Genomic DNA, 18,662 nt, shown 5'->3' on the forward strand with positions numbered 1-18,662 from the left:
CGGTCGCACGGGCGATCATCAGCGCCGGTGGGCGCTGCAGCTCCTCAGGAGGAGACACAATGGCCAACGCCGAGCAGGTACTGCAGGCGGTCGACGACGTGATCAGCGACGGTGCCCGGCGCGGGATGCTGCATGCCGTGGCCGAGGACACCGAGCTCGACGGCCGCGTCATCACCGTGGACGGGCAACGGCTGGTGAGCTTCGGGTCCTGCAGCTACCTCGGGCTCGAGGTGCACCCGGCCCTCAAGGCCGGCGTGGTCGACGCCGTCGCGCGTTTCGGCACGCAGTTCTCCTCGTCGCGCGCGTACGTCTCGCCCCCGCGGTACGCCGAGGCGGAGGAGATGCTCACCACGCTCTTCGGCCGGCCCACCGTCATCACGCCCAGCACCACCATGGGCCACATCGCCACGATGCCCACGGTCATCGGCCCCGACGACGCGCTCGTCCTCGACCACCAGGTGCACAACAGTGTCCAGACCGCTGCGAAGCTCGCTCAGGCGCAGGGCACCTCGGTCGACCTGATCCCCCACAACGACCTGCGCACGCTCGAGCGACGTCTGCAGGAGTATTCCCGAAGCAGACGTCGGGTGTGGTACGCAGCCGACGGCCTCTACAGCATGTACGCGGACTTCGCGCCGATGGCGGAGCTCAACGAGCTCGTCGAGCGGCACGAGAGCCTCTGGCTCTACATCGACGACGCCCACTCGGTCTCGTGGACCGGGCGCCACGGCCGGGGCCACGCCCTCGAGCACCTCAGCAGCGCCGCCGCGGAGCGCACCGTCGTCGCTGCCTCGCTCAACAAGTCCTTCGCCGCCGCAGGTGGCGCGCTGACCTTCCCGACCGAGGAGATGCGGCGACGCGTCTTCACGGTCGGCGGCCCGCTGATCTTCTCGGGGCCGGTGCAGCCGCCCATGCTCGGCGCGATCCTCGCGTCGGCCGCGCTGCACATGAGCCCGGAGATCGTCGAGCGGCAGGAGCGCCTGCTCCACCTCATCCGCCTGTTCAACCGGCGGGCGGCAGAGGAGGGCCTGCCCCTCGTGAGCCCGAGCGAGGCGCCCATCCGCTGCATCGGCGCCGGCAGCCCGGAGGTGGCGTACAACCTCACCAAGCGCCTGCGCGACGCCGGCTACTTCGCCGACACCGCGACCTTTCCCGCGGTCGCGGCCAAGCGCTCCGGGGCGCGCGTCACGATCACGGCGAACCACACCGATGAGGACGTCGCCGGCCTGGTCGAGGCGCTCGCCACCGCGCTGCCGGCCGCGCTGCACGAGGAGGGCGGCTCGCTCGACGTCCTGCAGCGCTCGTTCAAGAAGCAGCTCGAGGGCCGGGAGGTACGCCTCCGGCCGCTGCAGGCCGCGCCGGCGGCTCCCGGAGCGCTCGCGCTCGAGCACCACACGAGCGTCGACGCGGTCGACAAGGCCGAGTGGGACGCCATGTTCGACGGGCGGGGCGCCTTCACCTGGGACGGCCTGCGGATGCTCGAGAGCGTCTTCGCCGACAAGGACGAGCCGGCCGTCGAGCACCGGTGGGCCTTCAACTACTGGGTCGTCCGCGACGGGGCCACGAAACGGCCGGTGGCGGCGACGTTCTTCACCACGGCGCTGTGGAAGGACGACATGCTCTCCGACGAGCACGTCTCGGCCGCCGTGGAGCGGCTGCGCGCCGACGACAGGTACTACCTCACCTCGCGGGTCGTCGGCATGGGCTCACTGCTGACCGAGGGCGACCACCTCTACCTCGACCGAGGGGCAGATTGGCGTAGCGCGCTTCGCCTGATCCTCGAGGCGGCGCGCGCGGAGGAGGACCTCGTCGACGCCACGTCCGTGGTGGTCCGTGACATCGCCGACGGCGACGAGGAGCTCCACGAGTTCATGGTGGCCGAGGGCTTCCTGCGCATCCCCGTCATGGCGACCTGGGAGCGCGACATCGACTTCGCCGACGACGAGGAGTTCCTCGCCGGCCTGCCGAAGAAGGCGCGCTACCACCAGCGCACGCAGGTCCTGGCCTGGGAGGGCAGGTACGACGTGCGCGCCTACGCCGGCGGCTCGGCCGAGGCGGCGCTGGTCAGCGCCGCAGAGCTCGACCACCTCTACTCGCTCTACCGCAACGTGCACGCCCGCAACCTCGAGCTCAACGTCTTCCCGCTCCCCCGTCGGGTGCTCGACGCCGTGCTCGCGACGCCGGGCTGGGAGCTGACCGTGCTGCGGCTCGTCGACGGCCCCGACGCGCCGGTCGCCTTCGGCGTCCAGCACCACGGCGGCGACCACGTCGCGCCGCTCTTCGTCGGGCTGGACTACGGCTACGTCGCCTCCCACCGGGCGTACCAGCAGACGCTCTGGCAGGCGATCCGCAGCGGGCGTCGCCGCGGAGCGCGCCGGATCCTCTTCGGGATGAGCGCGGACCTGCAGAAGTCGCGGTTCGGCGCGACCGGCCAGCAGCGGTGGGCGTACGTCCAGGCGAGCGAGACGTACAACCTCGACGTCCTCACCCGGATCCAGGAGAGCCTGCCCTCGAGCCTCCCGGTCGCCGCCTGACCCCTCTCCCTCCGATCGCGCGGCGCTCAGCGCAGGGTGGCGCGCAGCGCGCCGGGGAGCGCGTCGAGCACCGCGGACGCGCTCGTCGGGGCGCCGTCGGCCGCGAGCCGTCCGGCCAGCCCGTGCACCCAGGCCGCGACGGAGCCCGCGTCGTAGGCGTCGAGCCCGCCGGCGAGCAGGGCCCCGGCCAGCCCGGCCAGCACGTCGCCGGACCCGGCCGTCGCCAGCCACGGCGTGCCGGTCGGGTTGACCCGGGCCCGGCCGTCGGGGGCCGCCACGACCGTCGTCGACCCCTTGAGCAGGACCACGCACCCGGTCCGCCGGGCCGCCTCGCGCGCGAAGTGGAGCGTGCGCGCCTCGACCTGCCCGCGGCCCACCTCGAGGCCGGCCGCGGCGAGCACGCGCACGAGCTCGCCCGCGTGCGGGGTCAGCAGGGCGGGGCCGCCCGCCCGGGCGTACGCAGTGGCGGCGGCGGCGTCCAGGACGACCGGCTCCGGGCGCGCGACCTGGTCCAGGACCGCGTCGAGCTCGGGGATGCCCGGGCCGATGACGCGGGCCTGCACGCGCCCGCCACCGGCGACGACCTCCGGCCAGCGGGCGAGCACGCGGTCGGTCGCGTGCCCCGGCCCGACGTAGCGCACCATGCCGGCGCCCCCGCGCACGGCCGCCCCGGCACAGAGGACCGCCGCTCCGGGGTACTCGTCGCTGCCCGCGACGACCCCGACGACACCGCGAGAGTACTTGTCCGCGTCCGGGCCGGGGACCGGCAGCAGGGCCGCCACGTCGTCCGCGTCCAGCGCCTCGACGGCGGGGGCGCCGAGCCAGGGCCCGAGCCCGATGTCCACGACCTCCACGAGCCCGGCGTACGTCGCCCCGGGGTCGACGAGCAGGCCGGGCTTGAGCGCGCCGGGGGCCAGCGTGACGTCCGCGTGGACCGCCGCCCCCGCCGCCTCGCCCGTGGCGGCGTCCACCCCGCTGGGCACGTCGACGGCGACGAGCAGCGCGGCCGAGCCCTCCGCGCGCGCGACCGCACGGGCCGCCTCCGGCCGCAGCCCGCCCGAGCCGCCGATCCCGACGATGCCGTCGAGCACCAGGTCCGCGTCGTCGAGAAGGTCGAGCCCCTCGCCGGGCCCGTGCAGGCGGCCTCCCGCCGCCCGCAGTGCTGCGGCTCCGCCCGGGTGCTGCCGCCCACCGAGGGCCAGCGCGTCGACGCGGGCGCCGCGCCGCGCCAGCCGGGCGCCCGCGTGCAGGGCGTCCCCGCCGTTGTCGCCGCTGCCGACGAGCAGCACGACCCGGGCGCCGTACGCCCCGCCCAGCAGCCGGGCGCAGCCCGCGGCGATGCCGGCGGCCGCCCGGTCCATCAGCGTGCCGTCGGGCAGGCCGGCCGCCAGCGCGGCCTCGGCCGAGCGGACCGCCTCGACGTCGTACGCCGTCCTCATGTGCCGTCCTGTCCCGCCCCGAGGTCGGGGGCTCCTTCGGCGATGACCACGGCGGACGCGATGCCCGCGTCGTGGCTGAGCGACACGTGCCAGGAGATGACGCCGCGCCGGGCGGCCTCGGCCGCGACGGTCCCGCCGACCCGCAGGTGCGGGCGGCCCGCCTCGTCCCGGACGACCTCGGCGTCGACCCAGCGCAGCCCGCGCGGGGCACCGAGCGCCTTGGCCACCGCCTCCTTCGCCGCGAACCGCGCGGCCAGGCTGGCGGGGGGCAGCCTGCGCTCCCCGGGCGTGAAGAGCCGCTCGTACAACCGCGGGGAGCGCTCGAGCGTCGCCGAGAAACGGGCGACGTCGACCACGTCGATGCCGACTCCGAGGATCACCCCGTCATCCTGCCCGGGCCCGCGGCGGCGGCCGGCGGCGCCCGTCCGCGCCGCGCTTGACGGCGTACATCTTGGCGTCCGCCGCCCGCAGCATCGCCTCGAAGTCGTGCGCACCGTCCTCCGGGCCGGCCGCGCCGATGCTCACCCCGACCGTGACCACCCGGCCGTCGACGAGGTACGGCGAGGACACCTGCTCGACGAGGCGCTGGACGGCGGCCTCCACGTCACCCGGCCCACGCACGCTGGTCGTGAGCAGCACGCAGAACTCGTCGCCGCCGATCCGGGCGGGCAGGTCGCCCTCGCGCAGCGCGGCGCGCATGCGGTCCGCGACCTGGCGGAGCAGCTCGTCCCCGGCCCGGTGCCCGTACTCGTCGTTGACCTGCTTGAAGCCGTCCAGGTCCAGGTAGAGCAGCGCCAGGTGCCCGCCCTCCCGGCGTGCCCGGGCCAGCTCCCGCCGGGCGACCTCGTCGAGCTGGCCGCGGTTGGCCAGTCCCGTGAGCCCGTCGTGCCGGGCCGCGTGGTGCAGCCGGCTGCGCTCGATCATCCCCTCGACCGAGCGGCGCGCCGCGTCCACCATCGTCGCCGCGACGTCGGCCACCGCCGGCGCCATGGGGCCGGGCGGGTGCACGAGGAGCCACTCGCGCCGCTCCCCGGCCGCCGGCAGCTCGAGCGCGGGCTCCCCCGGCGGCGGCGGCTCGCACGTGAAGTAGGCCCGTGCGCCCTCGACGACGTCCGTGAGGGCATGCCGGAGCCGCTCGCGGACGTCTCCCGCCGACCGCAGGGCGGACAGCTCGACGACGAAGCCCAGGGCCCGGTGCAGCCGCTCGGTCTCCCGGCGCTGCCGCTCGCGCAGCGCCACCAGCACGCTCAGCGCGCCCACCACGACCGCGGCGCACCACAGCGCCGCTGTCGAGGCCCGCGCCGCGGCGGCCAGCCCGACGCCTGCTGCGGCGGCGAGGGCGGCGAGCGGCACGGTCCCCCGCCGGGGCTCCAGCACGGGGCCGCCGCAGGCCCCGAGGCGGGTCCGGACGAGCAGCCCCCGCGTCATCGCGGCGGAGCCGACCGCGGCGAGCGCGGCCGCGCCGGCGCGTACGGCGAAGGGCTCGTCGCGGGCTCCGAGGACGCCGAGCAGGCCCACCGCGCCGCTGACGGCCCGCGCCGCCGTGGTGACCGCCGCCCGCTGCCACGCGCTCCGCTCCTGCAGCAGCAGCGCCGCTGACATGCCGGTCACGAGCGTCAGCAGGGCGGCGGGCCCGGGCAGCAGGGACGCGGCCGGGACGTACGCGAGCGCGGCCGCGCCGGGCAGCTCGGCGCCCTGCCGGGCCGCGGCGCCCGCGCCGAAGTGCACCGGCCCGGAGAAGCCGCCGTGGGCGGCGAAGGCGAGCAACGCGCAGGGGGCGATGCTCGGCCAGGCCAGGCTCGTGGGCAGCAGCAGGGCGGCGGCCACGCAGCAGGACAGCGCCACCGCGAGCAATGGGCGGGTGAGCGGCAGCAGCCGGGACCGCATTTGCGCCGGGTCGGCCGGCCGCATGTGGGCGGGCCGCGCAGGGCGCGGCGGGGATGCCGGACGCGGGGAGCGATGGCGACCGCGAGCCCGGGACGGCGCGGTCCCGTCACTCTTCGCAGTCACTCGTCGCCTTTCCTCCACCACCTTCGGTGCCCTCGGCACTGAGAGTAATCAGAGGACAGTTGCAGGGAGGAGGATTCGGCGGAGCGCCACCGGAATGGACGAGCCTTATCGCATTCTGCAGAAGTACCGACGCGGAGCGTCACGAGCCGCCGGTGGAAATGCCGGGAACCCCTGGCGAATACCACGAGCGCGCTAGCCAGTTCTAGTGCAGAAGGACCGCCGGGGAGAATCCCCGGCGGTCCTTCTGCGCGAGCCGTGTGCTACTCCACGGTGACCGACTTGGCCAGGTTGCGCGGCTGGTCGACGTCCAGGCCGCGCGCCAGCGCCAGCTCGCACGCGAAGACCTGCAGCGGCACGGTCGCCACGAGCGGCGCGAGCAGGGTGGCGGTCCGCGGCGTGCGGATGACCGTGTCGGCGTACGGCGTCACGGCCTCGTCCCCCTCCTCGGCGATGACGATGGTGCGGGCGCCGCGGGCGCGTACCTCCTGGATGTTGCTGACGATCTTCTGGTGGATGACCGACCGGCCGCGCGGCGAGGGCACGACCACGACGACCGGGAGGCCTTCCTCGATCAGGGCGATCGGCCCGTGCTTGAGCTCGCCGGCCGCGAACGCCTCGGCGTGCATGTAGGCCAGCTCCTTGAGCTTGAGCGCGCCCTCGAGCGCCACCGGGTAGCCGACGTGCCGGCCGAGGAAGAGGACCGCCTTGGCGTCGGCCAGCGACCGGGCCAGCTCACGCACCGGCTCCACCGTGTCGAGGACGACGTCCACGGCCTCCGGCATCGCGGCGAGCTCGTGGACGATCCCCTGCACCTCGTCCTCGAACTTGGTGCCGCGCACCTGGGCGAGGAAGAGGCCGAGCAGGTAGCACGCCACGACCTGGGTGAGGAAGGTCTTGGTGGCGGCCACGCCGACCTCCGGCCCGGCGTGGGTGTAGAGCACCGCGTCGGACTCGCGGGGGATCGTCGACCCGTTCGTGTTGCAGATCGCGATGACCCGCGCCTTCTGCTCACGCGCGTGCCTGACCGCCATCAGCGTGTCCATGCTCTCGCCGGACTGCGAGATCGCCACGACGAGCGTGGACCGGTCGATGATCGGGTCGCGGTAGCGGAACTCGGACGCCACCTCGACCTCGACGGGCAGCCTCGTCCAGTGCTCGATCGCGTACTTCGCGATCAGCCCGGCGTGGTACGACGAGCCGCAGGCGATGACGATGACCTTGTCGACGTCGCGCAGGTCCTCCTCGGACAGCCGCACCTCGTCCAGCGCGAGCCGCCCAGTCTCGTCGATGCGCCCGAGCAAGGTGTCGGCGACCGCCTTGGGCTGCTCGGCGATCTCCTTGAGCATGAAGTACGGGTAGCCGCCCTTCTCCGCGGCGGAGGCGTCCCAGTCGACGTGGTACTCCTTCGGGGAGACCGGCTCGCCGTCGAAGTCGGTGAGGGTGATCCCCTCCGGGCGCAGCTCGACGACCTGGCCGTCGGACACCTCGACGGCGTTGCGGGTGTACTGGATGAACGCCGCGACATCGGAGGCGAGGAAGTTCTCCCCCTCACCGCGGCCCACCACGAGCGGGCTGTTGCGCCGCGCGGCCACGACCACGTCGGGCACCGACGCGTGCGTCACGACGAGGGTGAAGGCCCCGTCCAGCCGGCGGCAGACCCGGCGCAGCGCACCTGCGAGGTCGCCGTCGGAGGGGTCGAACTCGTCGGCGAGCAGGTGCGCGACGACCTCGGTGTCGGTCTCGGACACCAGCTCGTGCCCACGGGCCTCCAGCTCGGCGCGCAGCGCGGCGAAGTTCTCGATGATCCCGTTGTGGATCACCGCGACGCTGCCCGTGTCGTCCAGGTGAGGGTGGGCGTTGCGGTCGTTGGGCGCCCCGTGGGTCGCCCACCGGGTGTGCCCCATCCCCGTGCTGCTCTCGGGGAGCGGCAGCTCCCCGAGGGCGGCCTCCAGGTTGGCCAGCTTGCCCGCCCGCTTCCTGGTCGCGAGCTTGTCCCCGGCCACCACGACCACACCGGCCGAGTCGTAGCCGCGGTACTCCAGGCGGCGCAGCCCGTTCATCACGACGTCCAGCGCCGGCTTGCTCCCGACGTATCCCACGATCCCGCACATGGGCTCCAGGCTACGGGGCGAGGAGGCCCACCGACGAGAGGCGGCGCCGGGGTCAGCGCGCGGCGAGGGCCGCCGCCTCGCGCAGCCTCGCCTCGAGCTCGGCCGCGGGCAGCGGCCGGTCGAACAGATAGCCCTGGCAGCGGGGCACCCCCAGCTCGACCAGCCGGTCGCGCTGCCGGGCCGTCTCGACCCCCTCGGCCAGCACCTCCAGCCCGCACGCCCGGGCGAGCCCGACGAGCATGCGCAGCACGTGGACGGGCGCGTCCTCGGTCACGAGCGGGTCCACGAGCGGCTTGGCCACCTTCAGCACGTCGGCGGGGATCTGCTCCAGGTAGGCGAGCGAGGAGTAGCCGGTCCCGAAGTCGTCGAGCCCGACCCGCAGGCCGTACGCCCGCAAGCGGGCGAGCGCGTCGCGCACCGCCGCACTGCTGGCCGCCGCCTCCTCGGTGACCTCGACGAGCAGCCGCTGCGGCGCGATGCCGGCCGCGGACAGCACGCGCAGCACCTCGTCGACCAGCTCGGGGCGCTCCAGCGAGCGGATGGAGAAGTTGACCCCCAGGTAGTGCTGCTCGCTGCCGAGCCGGGCCGCGTCCCAGGCGGCCAGCTGCCCGACCGCCCGCTGCAGCACGAACCGGTCGATCTCCACGATGAGCCCGGTGGTGTGCGCGACCGGGAGGAAGTCCGCCGGCGACACCAGGCTGCCGTCCCGGCGCCAGCGGACGAGCGCCTCGGAGCCCAGCATCCGGCCCGTCGCGGACGCGACCACCGGCTGGTAGTGCACCTCGAGCTCTCCGGCCTCGAGGGCGTGCTCGAGGCGAGCGGCCAGCGCCGGCCAGGAGAGGACGGCGGAGTCGTGCTCCGGGCGGTGCTCCACGGCCTGCCCGCCGCCACGGGCCTTGGCCACCGACAGCGCGACGTCGGCCGCGGCCAGCAGGGCGTCGGCGGTGCCGGCGGACGAGCCGGTCCCCGCCATACCGGCGCTCGCCCGCAGCGGCGTCCGCTCGCCGCGCACGTCGAAGGGCGCCCGCAGGCAGCGCACCAGCTCGTCGCCGAGGACCGCGGCCGCGTCCGTCGCGCCCGGGCCGGTGAGCAGCGCGCCGAACTCGTCCCCGCCGAGCCGCGCCCAGACGGCCGACGGCGCGCAGGCGCGCGCCCGGTCGGCGGCATCGAGCAGCAGCCGGTTGCCGGCCTCGTGGCCCGCCAGGTCGTTGACCGCACGGAAGCCGTCCAGGTCCACCCGCACCACGGCCGCCTCCCGCCCCTCGGTGAGGGCCTCGGCGACGACCGCGCCGAAGCGCTCCCGGTTGAGCAGCCCCGTCAGCGCGTCGTGCGCGGCCCGGTGGGCGATCAGCTGGGCCGAGGCCCGGACGGCGGCCACCAGTCGCGACGTGCGCCAGAGCACCAGGCCCGTGAGGACGAGCGAGGCGACCGCGATGACCCGCAGGTCGATCCCCTCGGGGTCGTCGATGGTGAGCAGGAGGAACGGCCCGACGGCCGCGCAGGCGCCGACGAGCAGCAGGCGGTGCCGGCCGAGGAACGTCGTCTCCGCCGGCGTCGGGGGTGTGGCGGCGGCGCGATGCCAGGCCGCGGCGGCCAGCAGGGCGTACTCGAGCAGGAAGGCGCAGTTGGACAGCTGCCCCACCGCTGCGTCGACCTCGTACACCTCCTGCACGAGGAAGGCGACGTCCGCGACGACCGCACAGAGCAGGCCGAGGGCGAGCAGGCGGAGGGCGCCGTTGCGCCACTCCCCTTCGAGCAGCATCCGCGCGAGGACCGCCACGACCAGCAGGTCGGCCAGCGGGTACGCAGCCCCGATCGCCCGTGCGAGCACACTGCCCTCGCCGCCGACCACGGTGGGCTCGAGCACCCACTCCCACGCCCCGAGGGCGAGCGCCAGCGCGACCACGCCCGCCTCGAGGCCGGCGGACGCCTCGCGGTCCGTGCGCCGGGCCCGCAGCAGGAGCAGCACGCCGGCGAGCAGCGGGACGTAGCCGCCGAGGTATGCCGCGTCGGCCGCCGAGGGGAACGGGTCCTGGTCGAGGACGTGCTCGTAGTACATCCAGAGCGCGTCGCCCAGGACGAAGCAGCCGAGCGCCACGACCAGCGCCCACCAGGCGCCCTGCGGGCACGGCCGGCGGGAGGCCACCGCCGTGGCCATCCCGGCGAGGACGGCCACGGCGACGGCCAGGTAGTACGCGTCGGCCCACGCGCCGGCCCCGAGCAGCGGGTATCCCAGCGCGGCTCCCACGCCGGCCGCCGGCCAGACAACCCCCCGCAGACTCACGGCCTCCTGTCGGCCGCGGCACGCGGTTCCTTAGCCCTCCGGCCCGGTGGGCTCGCCGGTCAGCTCAGGAGACGGAGAGCTCGGACCGCACGACCGCGGCCAGCCGCTCGGCGAGCGCCGCCGCCTGCTCCTGTGTCGTGGCCTCGACCATGACCCGGACCAGCTGCTCGGTCCCGCTCGGGCGCAGCAGCACGCGGCCGGACTCCCCGAGCTCGGCCTCGGCTTGCGCCACCGCGGACTTGACCGAGACGTCGTCGTCCACGCGGGACTTGTCGACGTCCCTGACGTTCACGAGCACCTGCGGAAGGCGCTGCATCACGGCCGCGAGCTCGGCGAGCGGCTTGCCCGTCTGAGCCATCCGCCCGAGCAGGTAGAGCGCCGTGAGCAGCCCGTCACCAGTGGTCGCGTGCTCGAGCAGCACCACATGGCCGGACTGCTCCCCGCCGAGGGTGTAGCCGCCGGCGCGCATCGCCTCGAGGACGTAACGGTCGCCCACCTTGGTCTCGACGACCGAGATGCCCTCGCGCCGCATCGCCAGCTTGAACCCGAGGTTGGCCATGACCGTCGCCACCACGGTGTCGTGGCGCAGCGTGCCCGCCTCGCGCATCCCGAGGGCCAGGACCGCGAGGATCTGGTCGCCGTCGACCTCGTTGCCGGCAGCATCGATGGCCAGGCACCGGTCGGCGTCCCCGTCGTGGGCGATGCCCACGTCGGCGCCGTGCTCCAGCACCGCGGCGCGCAGGTGGCCCAGGTGGGTCGACCCGACGCCGTCGTTGATGTTGACGCCGTCCGGCTCGGCGGCGATGGCCACGACCTCGGCCCCCAGCCGCCGCAGCGTCTCCGGGGCCGCGGCGTAGGCGGCGCCGTTCGCCGCGTCCACGACGACCTTGAGCCCGTCGAGCCGGTGCGGCGCGACGGCGAGCAGGTGGCCGCTGTAGAGGCCACGGGCGTCCTTGGAACGACGGACGCGGCCGACGCCGGCGCCCGTCGGCCGGGTCCACGGCTCGTGCCGGCGCTGCTCGATCGCGTCCTCGAGCTCGTCGGCGAGCTTGACCCCGCCCCGGGCGAAGAACTTGATCCCGTTGTCCGGCATCGCGTTGTGCGAGGCGGACAGCATGACGCCGAGGTCGGCGCCGAGCACGGCCGTCAGGTGGGCGACGGCCGGCGTGGGCAGCACGCCCACGTCGAGCACGTCGACGCCGGCGCTCGCCAGCCCGGCCGTGACCGCCGCGGCGAGGAACTCCCCGGACGCGCGCGGGTCACGGCCGACCACTGCGGTCGGCCGGTGGCCGGCGAAGGCACCGGTGTCGGCCAGCACGTGCGCCGCCGCCACGGCGAGCTCGAGGGCGAGCTCGGCCGTGAGGTCGACGTTCGCCAGGCCTCGGACCCCGTCTGTGCCGAACAGCCGGCCAGCAGAGGACTGCTGACCGGCTGCGGGCTGCGGGCTTGCCGCCATTCCTGGCCTCAGCGCTTGCTGTACTGAGGAGCCTTGCGGGCCTTCTTGAGGCCGTACTTCTTCCGCTCCTTGGCCCGCGGGTCACGGGTGAGGAAGCCGGCCTTCTTCAGCGCCGGGCGGTTGGCCTCGACGTCGACCCCGTTGAGCGCGCGGGCCACGCCCAGGCGCAGCGCGCCGGCCTGGCCGGAGACGCCGCCGCCGTGCACGCGGGCGATGACGTCGTACGCGCCGTCGATCTCGAGGGTCTTGAACGGCTCGTTGACGAGCTGCTGGTGGACCTTGTTCGGGAAGTAGTCCTCGAGCGTGCGCCCGTTGACCTTCCACACGCCGGTGCCCGGGATGATCCGGACGCGGGCGACAGCCTCCTTGCGGCGGCCGGTGGCGGCGCCGGGGCCGGTCGCGGCGGCACGGGCGACGCCGCCGACCGCGCCGGGCGCGGACTCGGTGGTGTAGTCGCCGACGTACTCCTCGACGTCCGCGTCAGTGTCGAGAGTCTCGACGGGGGTGTCCGTCACGGTCCTTCTTCCTCGCGCTTCGCTGTTCGATCAGGGTGGGGGTCGTTCAACTCCGCGCCGTGGCGCGAAGGGCTCCAGCCGAAGCCCGGCCGGTGTGGGCCGGGTGCTACTGGGCGACCTGGCTGATCTCGTACGGCTGCGGCTGCTGCGACACGTGCGGGTGCTCCGGGCCGGCGTAGACCTTGAGCTTCTTGAGCTGCTGACGGCCGAGGCTGTTGTGCGGGAGCATGCCGCGCACCGCCTTCTCGACCGCCTTGCGCGGGTCCTTGGCGAGCAGCTCGGTGTAGGGCGTGGCCTTGAGGCCGCCGGGGAAACCGGAGTGGCTGTAGGCCATCTTCTGCTCACGCTTGCTGCCGGTCAGGGCGACCTTCCCGGCGTTGATGATGACCACGAAGTCACCGGTGTCGATGTGCGGGGCGAACGTCGGCTTGTGCTTGCCGCGCAGCAGCTTCGCCGTCTGGCTGGCCAGCCGGCCGAGGACGACGTCGGTGGCGTCGATGACGTGCCACTGGCGCGAGACCTCGCCGGGCTTGGGGGTGTAGGTACGCACGGGTTCGCAACCTTCGTCGTCGCAGGGCCTGACGAGCGGAGACGCTCGAAAGGGCACGGAGTGCTCCGGGAGTGGCGCCCGCCCCTGACGACCGGCACGGTCGCGTCGGGACGCATGGGCACAACAGCCGCTCAGGCTACCCGGTCCCTCCCCCGGCCTCCAAACCCCGGCCCCACCCGGGCCCGCGCGGGGCCCGGAGCGCTGGAGGGCGGCCGGGGGGCGGCTGTCAGCGCACCCGCTCCACCCGCCCCTCGTCCCACACCGGCTGCGGGGCCTCGCGCACCCGGCCGTCGGCGCCGAACACGACGTAGCGCTCGAACCGGCGGGCCAGCCAGCGGTCGTGCGTCACCGCGACGACCGTGCCGTCGAAGGCGTCGAGGGCGTCCTCGAGCGCCTGCGCGCTGGCCAGGTCGAGGTTGTCGGTCGGCTCGTCGAGCAGCAGCAGCGTGCAGCCGGCGAGCTCGAGCAGCAGGACCTGGAAGCGCGCCTGCTGCCCGCCGGACAGGGTCTCGAACGCCTGCTCGGCCTGGCGGTCCAGCTCGTAGCGGCGCAGCACCGGCATCGCCCGCCCCCTGTCGCGCGCCCAGTCCTCCTCGAGCACCTGCAGGAGGGTGCGCCCGAGCAGCTCCGGGTGCTCGTGGGTCTGGGCGAAATGGCCGGGGACGACACGCGCGCCGAGCCGCCACCGCCCCGCGTGCGCGACCTCGCCGCCGGCGAGCAGGCGCAGGAAGTGCGACTTGCCCGAGCCGTTGCTCCCGAGCACCGCCAGCCGGTCGCCGTAGTAGAGCTCCAGGTCGAACGGGCGCATGAGGCCGGTCAGCTCGAGCTGCTCGCAGATGACCGCGCGGACCCCCGTCCGGCCGCCGCGCAGCCGCATGGTGACCTTCTGCTCGCGGGGCCGCTCCTCCGGCGGGCCCTCGGACTCGAAGCGCTCGAGCCGCTTCTGGGCCGCCTGGTAGCGGCTCGCGAGACCGTCGTTGTAGGCCGCCTTGTTCTTGTAGAAGAGGACGAGCTCCTTGAGCTTGACGTGCTCCTCGTCCCAGCGGCGGCGCAGCTCGTCGAGGCGCTCGAAGCGGTCGTGCCGGGCCTGCGCCCACGTCGCGAACCCGCCGCCGTGCACCCACACGCCGCCGCCGGCGGCACCGCCGGCCTCGACGGTCACGACGCGCTCGGCCGTCCGCGCGAGCAGCTCGCGGTCGTGGGAGACGTAGAGCACGGTCTTCGGGCTCTCGGCGATCGTGCGCTCTAGCCACTCCTTGCCCGGGACGTCGAGGTAGTTGTCCGGCTCGTCGAGCAGCAGCACCTGGTCCGGGCCGCGGAAGAGCGCCTCGAGCACGAGCCGCTTCTGCTCACCGCCGGACAGCGTGCGCACCTCGCGCCACTGTGCCCGGTCGTACGGCACCCCGAGCGCGGACGTGCAGCAGGTGTCCCAGAGCACCTCGGCCTCGTAGCCGCCGGCGTCGGCCCAGTCGGCGAGCGCCTGCGCGTAGCGCAGCTGCGTCGGCTCGTCGTCGCGCTCCATCATCGCCAGCTCGGCCGCGTCCAGCGCGGCGGCCGCGGCGCGCACCGACGGCTGGGCGACGGAGACGAGCAGGTCGCGCACCGTCGACTCGTCACGCCCGCTGCCGACCAGCTGGCGCATGACGCCGAGCCCGCCGCTGCGCGTGACGGCGCCGTGCTGCGGGGTCAGGTCCCCGGCGACGAGGCGCAGCAGCGTGGTCTTGCCGGCTCCGTTCGCTCCGACCAGCGCGGCCTTGAGGCCGTCCCCGACCCGGAACGACACGTCCGACAGCAGCATCCGGCCGTCGGGCAGGGCGTGGCTGACCCCGGACACGTCGACATGACCCATGGCCCGATTGTGCCTACGGGGCGCGCCCGGGTGCGCGGGGTTTTGCGCGGGGGCGGTGGACGGGCCCCGCCGGCCTCAGCCGGACGACAGCGGGGAGGAGCCGGCCGTCGACCGGCGCAGCAGCGCGGCCAGCGCTCCCGCCCCGAGGAGCAGCCCGGCCAGGCCGACGCCGAGCCACAGCAGCGGGGACGTGCCCCCGCCTCCGGCGTCGCCGGCCGCCGGCAGCACGGCCGCCGGCCCGGGGGACGAGGTCGCTGCGCCCTCGCTCGCAGGCGGCGCCGTGGTCGCTGCTGCGGAGGGGGCCGCCGGCTGCGCGGCCCCCTCGCGGGGGTCGAGCAGCGGGTTCTCCGTGACCGGAGCGACGTCGGCCGTCAGCGCCTTGACCGGGTCGACGACGCCGAAGCCGTACTTGTCGTCCCGGCCGGGCGCGCCCTCGTCCCGCGCGGTGCGGATCATCCGCTCGATGACCGACGGCGCGTCGAGCTCCGGGTACTCGGCGCGGATCAGCGCCGCCGTCGCGGAGACGAGCGCCGCCGACGCGCTCGTTCCCGTGGCGTACGTGTAGTCGGTGCCCCGGGTCGCCGTGACCACGCGCACGCCGGGCGCGGCGAGCGCGACCTCCGGCCCCGTGGCGGACACCGAGGAGAAGCGGCCCCTGCGGTCGGTGGCCGAGACGGCGACCACCCCCGGGCGGCTCGCGGGGGTCGTGACGGCGTAGTCGCCCCGGCTGGTGTTGCCCGCGCCGGCCACGACCACGACGTCCTTGGACAGGGCGTACTCCACCGCGGCGGCCTCGGCCGCGCTGCCGCCGCCGGTGCTGACCGACAGGTTGATGACGTCGGCGCCGTGGTCGGCGGCCCAGCGGATGGCGCGCGGCAGGTCGCGCTCCTGCGCCACCGCTCCCCCGCCGAGGAAGCGCACCGGCAGGATCCGGGCCCCGGGGGCCAGCCCGGTGGCGCCGGTGCCGCCCGGCGCGCCGCTGCCCGCGATGAGGGCGGCAACCTCGGTGCCGTGGCCGTCGGTGTCGGTACGGCCGCGCTGCTCGCCCCCCAGGTAGTCGACCCCGGGGAGCACCTGCCCGCGCAACTCCGGATGGGTGAGGTCCACGCCGCTGTCGATCACCGCCACGACCACGCCCTCGCCGGTGCTGACGGCGTTCGCCCGCTCCGCCCCGAGCGCGCCCAGGTGCCACTGCATCGAACGCGCCGTGTCGGCCGCGCGGGCCGGCTGAACCAGAGCGGGCACCGCCGCCACCGCCACGAGGGCGGCGACGGCAGCGCCGCGCAGGGAGCGGGGCATCGGGTCAGGACCCGGTGCCCAGCACCGGCGGGGCGGCCTTCCCGTCCCCCCACACGTCGTCGTCCTCGACCAGCCAGGTGGTACGCCGGCGCTGCGGCTCCTCGGCGGCCGCCGCGCCACTGCCGCGCAGCGGTGCGCCGGAGGCACCGCTCGCGGGCGTCGTCCCGCGCGCGGAGGCGGGGCCGGACTCGGCAGCGGCGGGCGCGCTGGAGCCCGGCAGTGCGCCGGGGCCTGCGGCAGCGGTCGCGCGTCCGGCGGGCGCGCCCTCGACGGCCGCCACCGTGCCCGTCGCCGCCGGCGCGCCGCCGACACGGCCACCGGTGGCCTGCCCTGCGACACCGCCGCGGGCCGTACCGCGACCGGCGCGCTCGGCCGCGTCATCCACGGCTGCGGTCGGCGTGCCGCGCAGCGCCGGCCGCGCGCCTGCCTGCTCCGCCGCGGCGGGAACGCCGGCCCCGCCCGTGCGCGTGGTGGCCGGCGGCTCCGCGCCGCCGAGGGCACGGGCCGGTGCGGGGCGTGCGCCCGGGCTCGTCCCGGGAGCCGCGACGGCTCCGCTCCTGGCGACGACCGGCTCAGCGGCCACGGGCGCCACGCGCCCCGGGAGCGCCCGCGACGCCCCACCCACGGGCGAGCGGCCGGCCACGGCCCCGCTCCCAGCCCCGGCCCCAGCCCCGGTTACAGCGCCCGAGCCCGGCGTCACCGGGCGGCTCGTCGCGGGCGTGGCTCCGCGCGCCACGGTCCCGCCGCCGGCGGTCGGAGACCCGCCGGTCCCTGCTCGGTTGGCCCCGCCCCGGCCGAGCAACGCAGGTGCGGCGATCAGCCCGCCGGCGATGGCACCGGCCGCCGCCGCGCCCGCCAGGCCAGCCGGAGCTGACGTGGCCGGCAGCACGTGGGACCCGCCGGCCGCCACCGTGCCGGGCGTGCCGCCGGGCAGGGCGCCGCCGCCACCGACGACCCCCGTCGGCGAGGTGGGCGCCACCGGGCCGCCGTCCGCAGCGGTCGAGCCGGGGTCGTAGGAGCCGACGCCCACGGGCACCTGCCCGCCCGCGCCACCGCTGCCCGCACCGCCGGGGCCTGGGGATGCGGGAGCGTGCCCGTGCCCGGTCGAGGGGCCGTGAACACCTCCCCCGCCGGCCCCGCCGCCGACGGCACCGGCAGCGCCGCCCGCGGAGCCGGCGCCGCCCGCGCCCGACCAGCTCGCGCCGGACGGGCTCGTCGGCGCACCCGAGTAGCTGCCTGCGCCCGGGCCGCTGCCTGCGCCGGGGAGGGAGAAGTCGTCGCCGTCGCCGATACCGCCCACGGCCGGCGGCGGCCCCTGGTAGGGCGGGGCCTCCGTGAGCTGGCCCTGGGCGAGGCTGTAGGAGCCGCCGAGCGCCGTCATGACGGCGACGGCCTTCTGCCGCTCCTCCTCCTCGCGCTGGTCGTAGTAGGCGTCGGCCGCCTTGCGCGCCGCGAGCGCCCCGAGCGGGCCGCCGACCACGGCGCCGCCGCCGGTCGCGATGGCCTCCGCGTGCGCCGGGCGCTGGTAGGGCGGGGGCATCTCGGCCTTCGCCGTGTCGACCGCCTCGGCCGCCGCCAGGAGCGCGTTCCAGTTCGCGCTCGCACTCGTCGAGGCCGCGCGGCTCGTCTCGGCCAGGGTGCGCATCTGGGCGATGTACGCGTCCGCGGCGGCGCCCTCCCAGACGTGGGCCAGGGAGTCGAGCCCGGCGTCGAGCTGCGCGGCGCGGTCGCCCATGGTGCGGCTGGTGACCTGCCAGTTGCCGGCCATCTCGCGGATGGAGCCGGCGTCGGCGGAGTCCAGCAGCGAGATGAGCTGCTCGTGGCTGTACGCGTCGAAGTTGGTGCAGTAACCGGACATGCCTCACAGCCCCGTCGTCGTGGGCGCCGGGGTGCCCATGGTGGACGTGATCTCCTCGAGGCGGACCCGGGACAGCTCGTCCGCGCCCTCGTAGCGCGCCGCGATCTGCTGGGCGGCGGCCTGCGCGGTCGCGATGCCGGCGCGCACCTGCTGCAGGAGGTCCCGCATCTGCTGGAGCACCAGGTCGTGCCTGTCGCGCAGGCCGATCGCCTCACCGAACCCGCCGCCGAAAGCGGCATTCCCGTTCAGCCGTTGGGGTGCGCGCTCCAGCGCGGCGATCTCGGTCTCGAGCTCGGACGCGTAGTCCTGCAGAGACTCGACCTGAACCCGCACGATGGCGCCTGCGCTACCGCCTCCGCCGTCGACCGCCACTGGCCACCTCCGAAACTCACTTGCTGAATTGCGCAACGCCGAAGTGGACTGCTGCCTCCCCGGCCCGCGCGACGGGCCGGGGAGCAGGCAGCTCAGGCCCAGATGCTCGCGTTGCTGTTCTCCGCCGCCTGGAAGTCGTCGCCGGCGGCGCCGAGCGCCCGGCCGATCTGCTCCAGGATCGAGTTGAGCTCGGCGGCGGCCTCGTCCCACTGGCGCTGCTTGGCGTTGTAGTTCTCCGCCGCCGCGCCGGTCCACGTGGACACCATCGGGGCGAGGTAGGACTTGAGGTCGGCCAGCTGGCCGTTGAGGTTGCTCGCCGTCGAGGCGACGTCCGCCTGCCCCTGCGAGATGGCCGAGAAGGTGACCAGGATCTCCGACATCTGCT

General features: G+C 75.5%; 14 protein-coding genes. 1 reads left to right on the forward strand and 13 read right to left on the reverse strand.

The genetic code is table 11. The features are described from left to right. The first annotated feature begins 59 nt into the window (after positions 1 to 59). On the forward strand, positions 60 to 2,534 hold the full coding sequence (locus G9H72_RS01935) for an aminotransferase class I/II-fold pyridoxal phosphate-dependent enzyme (RefSeq protein WP_166166563.1): 2,475 nt from the start codon (positions 60 to 62) through the stop codon (positions 2,532 to 2,534). Between the two features lie 26 nt (positions 2,535 to 2,560). Here the strand turns inward: G9H72_RS01935 and G9H72_RS01940 are convergent, their stop codons facing one another. The 13 genes from G9H72_RS01940 to G9H72_RS02000 all read right to left on the reverse strand — a co-directional run bounded on the left by G9H72_RS01940 (position 2,561) and on the right by G9H72_RS02000 (position 18,657). Further along, positions 2,561 to 3,973, reverse strand: coding sequence for an NAD(P)H-hydrate dehydratase (locus G9H72_RS01940; RefSeq protein ID WP_166166566.1), 1,413 nt, complete (start codon positions 3,971 to 3,973; stop codon positions 2,561 to 2,563). Further along, a complete protein-coding gene (locus G9H72_RS01945) occupies positions 3,970 to 4,353 on the reverse strand; it encodes a holo-ACP synthase (RefSeq protein WP_166166569.1) in 384 nt (127 codons plus the stop codon). The genes G9H72_RS01940 and G9H72_RS01945 overlap by 4 nt, the downstream gene beginning before the upstream one ends. A gap of 4 nt (positions 4,354 to 4,357) precedes the next feature. Further along, entirely contained in the window at positions 4,358 to 5,860 is a 1,503-nt protein-coding gene (locus G9H72_RS01950) for a GGDEF domain-containing protein (protein WP_166166572.1), read from the reverse strand. A 383-nt stretch (positions 5,861 to 6,243) separates the two neighbouring features. Continuing rightward, a complete protein-coding gene (glmS, locus tag G9H72_RS01955) occupies positions 6,244 to 8,094 on the reverse strand; it encodes a glutamine--fructose-6-phosphate transaminase (isomerizing) (protein ID WP_166166575.1) in 1,851 nt (616 codons plus the stop codon). Between the two features lie 52 nt (positions 8,095 to 8,146). Next, positions 8,147 to 10,378 carry a putative bifunctional diguanylate cyclase/phosphodiesterase gene (locus tag G9H72_RS01960; RefSeq protein WP_166166578.1) on the reverse strand — a complete coding sequence of 744 codons (2,232 nt, stop codon included), beginning with the start codon at positions 10,376 to 10,378 and terminating at the stop codon, positions 8,147 to 8,149. 64 nt (positions 10,379 to 10,442) lie between these two features. Further along, a complete protein-coding gene (glmM, locus tag G9H72_RS01965; RefSeq protein ID WP_166166581.1) occupies positions 10,443 to 11,834 on the reverse strand; it encodes a phosphoglucosamine mutase in 1,392 nt (463 codons plus the stop codon). 8 nt (positions 11,835 to 11,842) lie between these two features. After that, positions 11,843 to 12,349 (reverse strand): 30S ribosomal protein S9, encoded by a 507-nt coding sequence (gene rpsI / locus G9H72_RS01970; RefSeq protein WP_166166584.1) that lies wholly within the window; start codon positions 12,347 to 12,349, stop codon positions 11,843 to 11,845. A gap of 106 nt (positions 12,350 to 12,455) precedes the next feature. After that, on the reverse strand, positions 12,456 to 12,899 hold the full coding sequence (gene rplM / locus G9H72_RS01975) for a 50S ribosomal protein L13 (protein ID WP_166166587.1): 444 nt from the start codon (positions 12,897 to 12,899) through the stop codon (positions 12,456 to 12,458). A gap of 226 nt (positions 12,900 to 13,125) precedes the next feature. Continuing rightward, complete coding sequence (locus tag G9H72_RS01980) at positions 13,126 to 14,748, reverse strand: ABC-F family ATP-binding cassette domain-containing protein (protein ID WP_166166590.1); 1,623 nt, start codon at positions 14,746 to 14,748, stop codon at positions 13,126 to 13,128. A 75-nt stretch (positions 14,749 to 14,823) separates the two neighbouring features. Then, positions 14,824 to 16,047: a type VII secretion-associated serine protease mycosin gene (mycP, locus tag G9H72_RS01985; RefSeq protein ID WP_166166592.1), complete on the reverse strand. Its 1,224-nt coding sequence runs from the start codon at positions 16,045 to 16,047 to the stop codon at positions 14,824 to 14,826. Between the two features lie 4 nt (positions 16,048 to 16,051). Beyond that, on the reverse strand, positions 16,052 to 17,905 hold the full coding sequence (locus G9H72_RS01990) for a hypothetical protein (RefSeq protein ID WP_166166595.1): 1,854 nt from the start codon (positions 17,903 to 17,905) through the stop codon (positions 16,052 to 16,054). Positions 17,906 to 17,908: 3 nt separating this feature from the next. Beyond that, positions 17,909 to 18,238, reverse strand: a complete 330-nt coding sequence (locus G9H72_RS01995) for a hypothetical protein (RefSeq protein WP_166166598.1) — start codon at positions 18,236 to 18,238, stop codon at positions 17,909 to 17,911. 131 nt (positions 18,239 to 18,369) lie between these two features. Next, positions 18,370 to 18,657, reverse strand: coding sequence for a WXG100 family type VII secretion target (locus G9H72_RS02000; protein WP_166166601.1), 288 nt, complete (start codon positions 18,655 to 18,657; stop codon positions 18,370 to 18,372). Positions 18,658 to 18,662 lie beyond the last annotated feature (5 nt).

It is taken from the genome of Motilibacter aurantiacus, assembly GCF_011250645.1.
Lineage (GTDB): Bacteria > Actinomycetota > Actinomycetes > Motilibacterales > Motilibacteraceae > Motilibacter_A > Motilibacter_A aurantiacus.

Coding starts and splice junctions, on each gene's coding strand:
- mycP (WP_166166592.1), bottom strand. CDS start 16,047: ATGCCCCGCTCCCTGCGCGGCGCTGCCGTCGCCGCCCTCGTGGCGGTG.
- G9H72_RS02000 (WP_166166601.1), bottom strand. CDS start 18,657: ATGTCGGAGATCCTGGTCACCTTCTCGGCCATCTCGCAGGGGCAGGCG.
- G9H72_RS01950 (WP_166166572.1), bottom strand. CDS start 5,860: ATGCGGTCCCGGCTGCTGCCGCTCACCCGCCCATTGCTCGCGGTGGCG.
- glmS (WP_166166575.1), bottom strand. CDS start 8,094: ATGTGCGGGATCGTGGGATACGTCGGGAGCAAGCCGGCGCTGGACGTC.
- G9H72_RS01935 (WP_166166563.1), top strand. CDS start 60: ATGGCCAACGCCGAGCAGGTACTGCAGGCGGTCGACGACGTGATCAGC.
- G9H72_RS01940 (WP_166166566.1), bottom strand. CDS start 3,973: ATGAGGACGGCGTACGACGTCGAGGCGGTCCGCTCGGCCGAGGCCGCG.
- G9H72_RS01980 (WP_166166590.1), bottom strand. CDS start 14,748: ATGGGTCATGTCGACGTGTCCGGGGTCAGCCACGCCCTGCCCGACGGC.
- glmM (WP_166166581.1), bottom strand. CDS start 11,834: ATGGCGGCAAGCCCGCAGCCCGCAGCCGGTCAGCAGTCCTCTGCTGGC.
- G9H72_RS01990 (WP_166166595.1), bottom strand. CDS start 17,905: ATGTCCGGTTACTGCACCAACTTCGACGCGTACAGCCACGAGCAGCTC.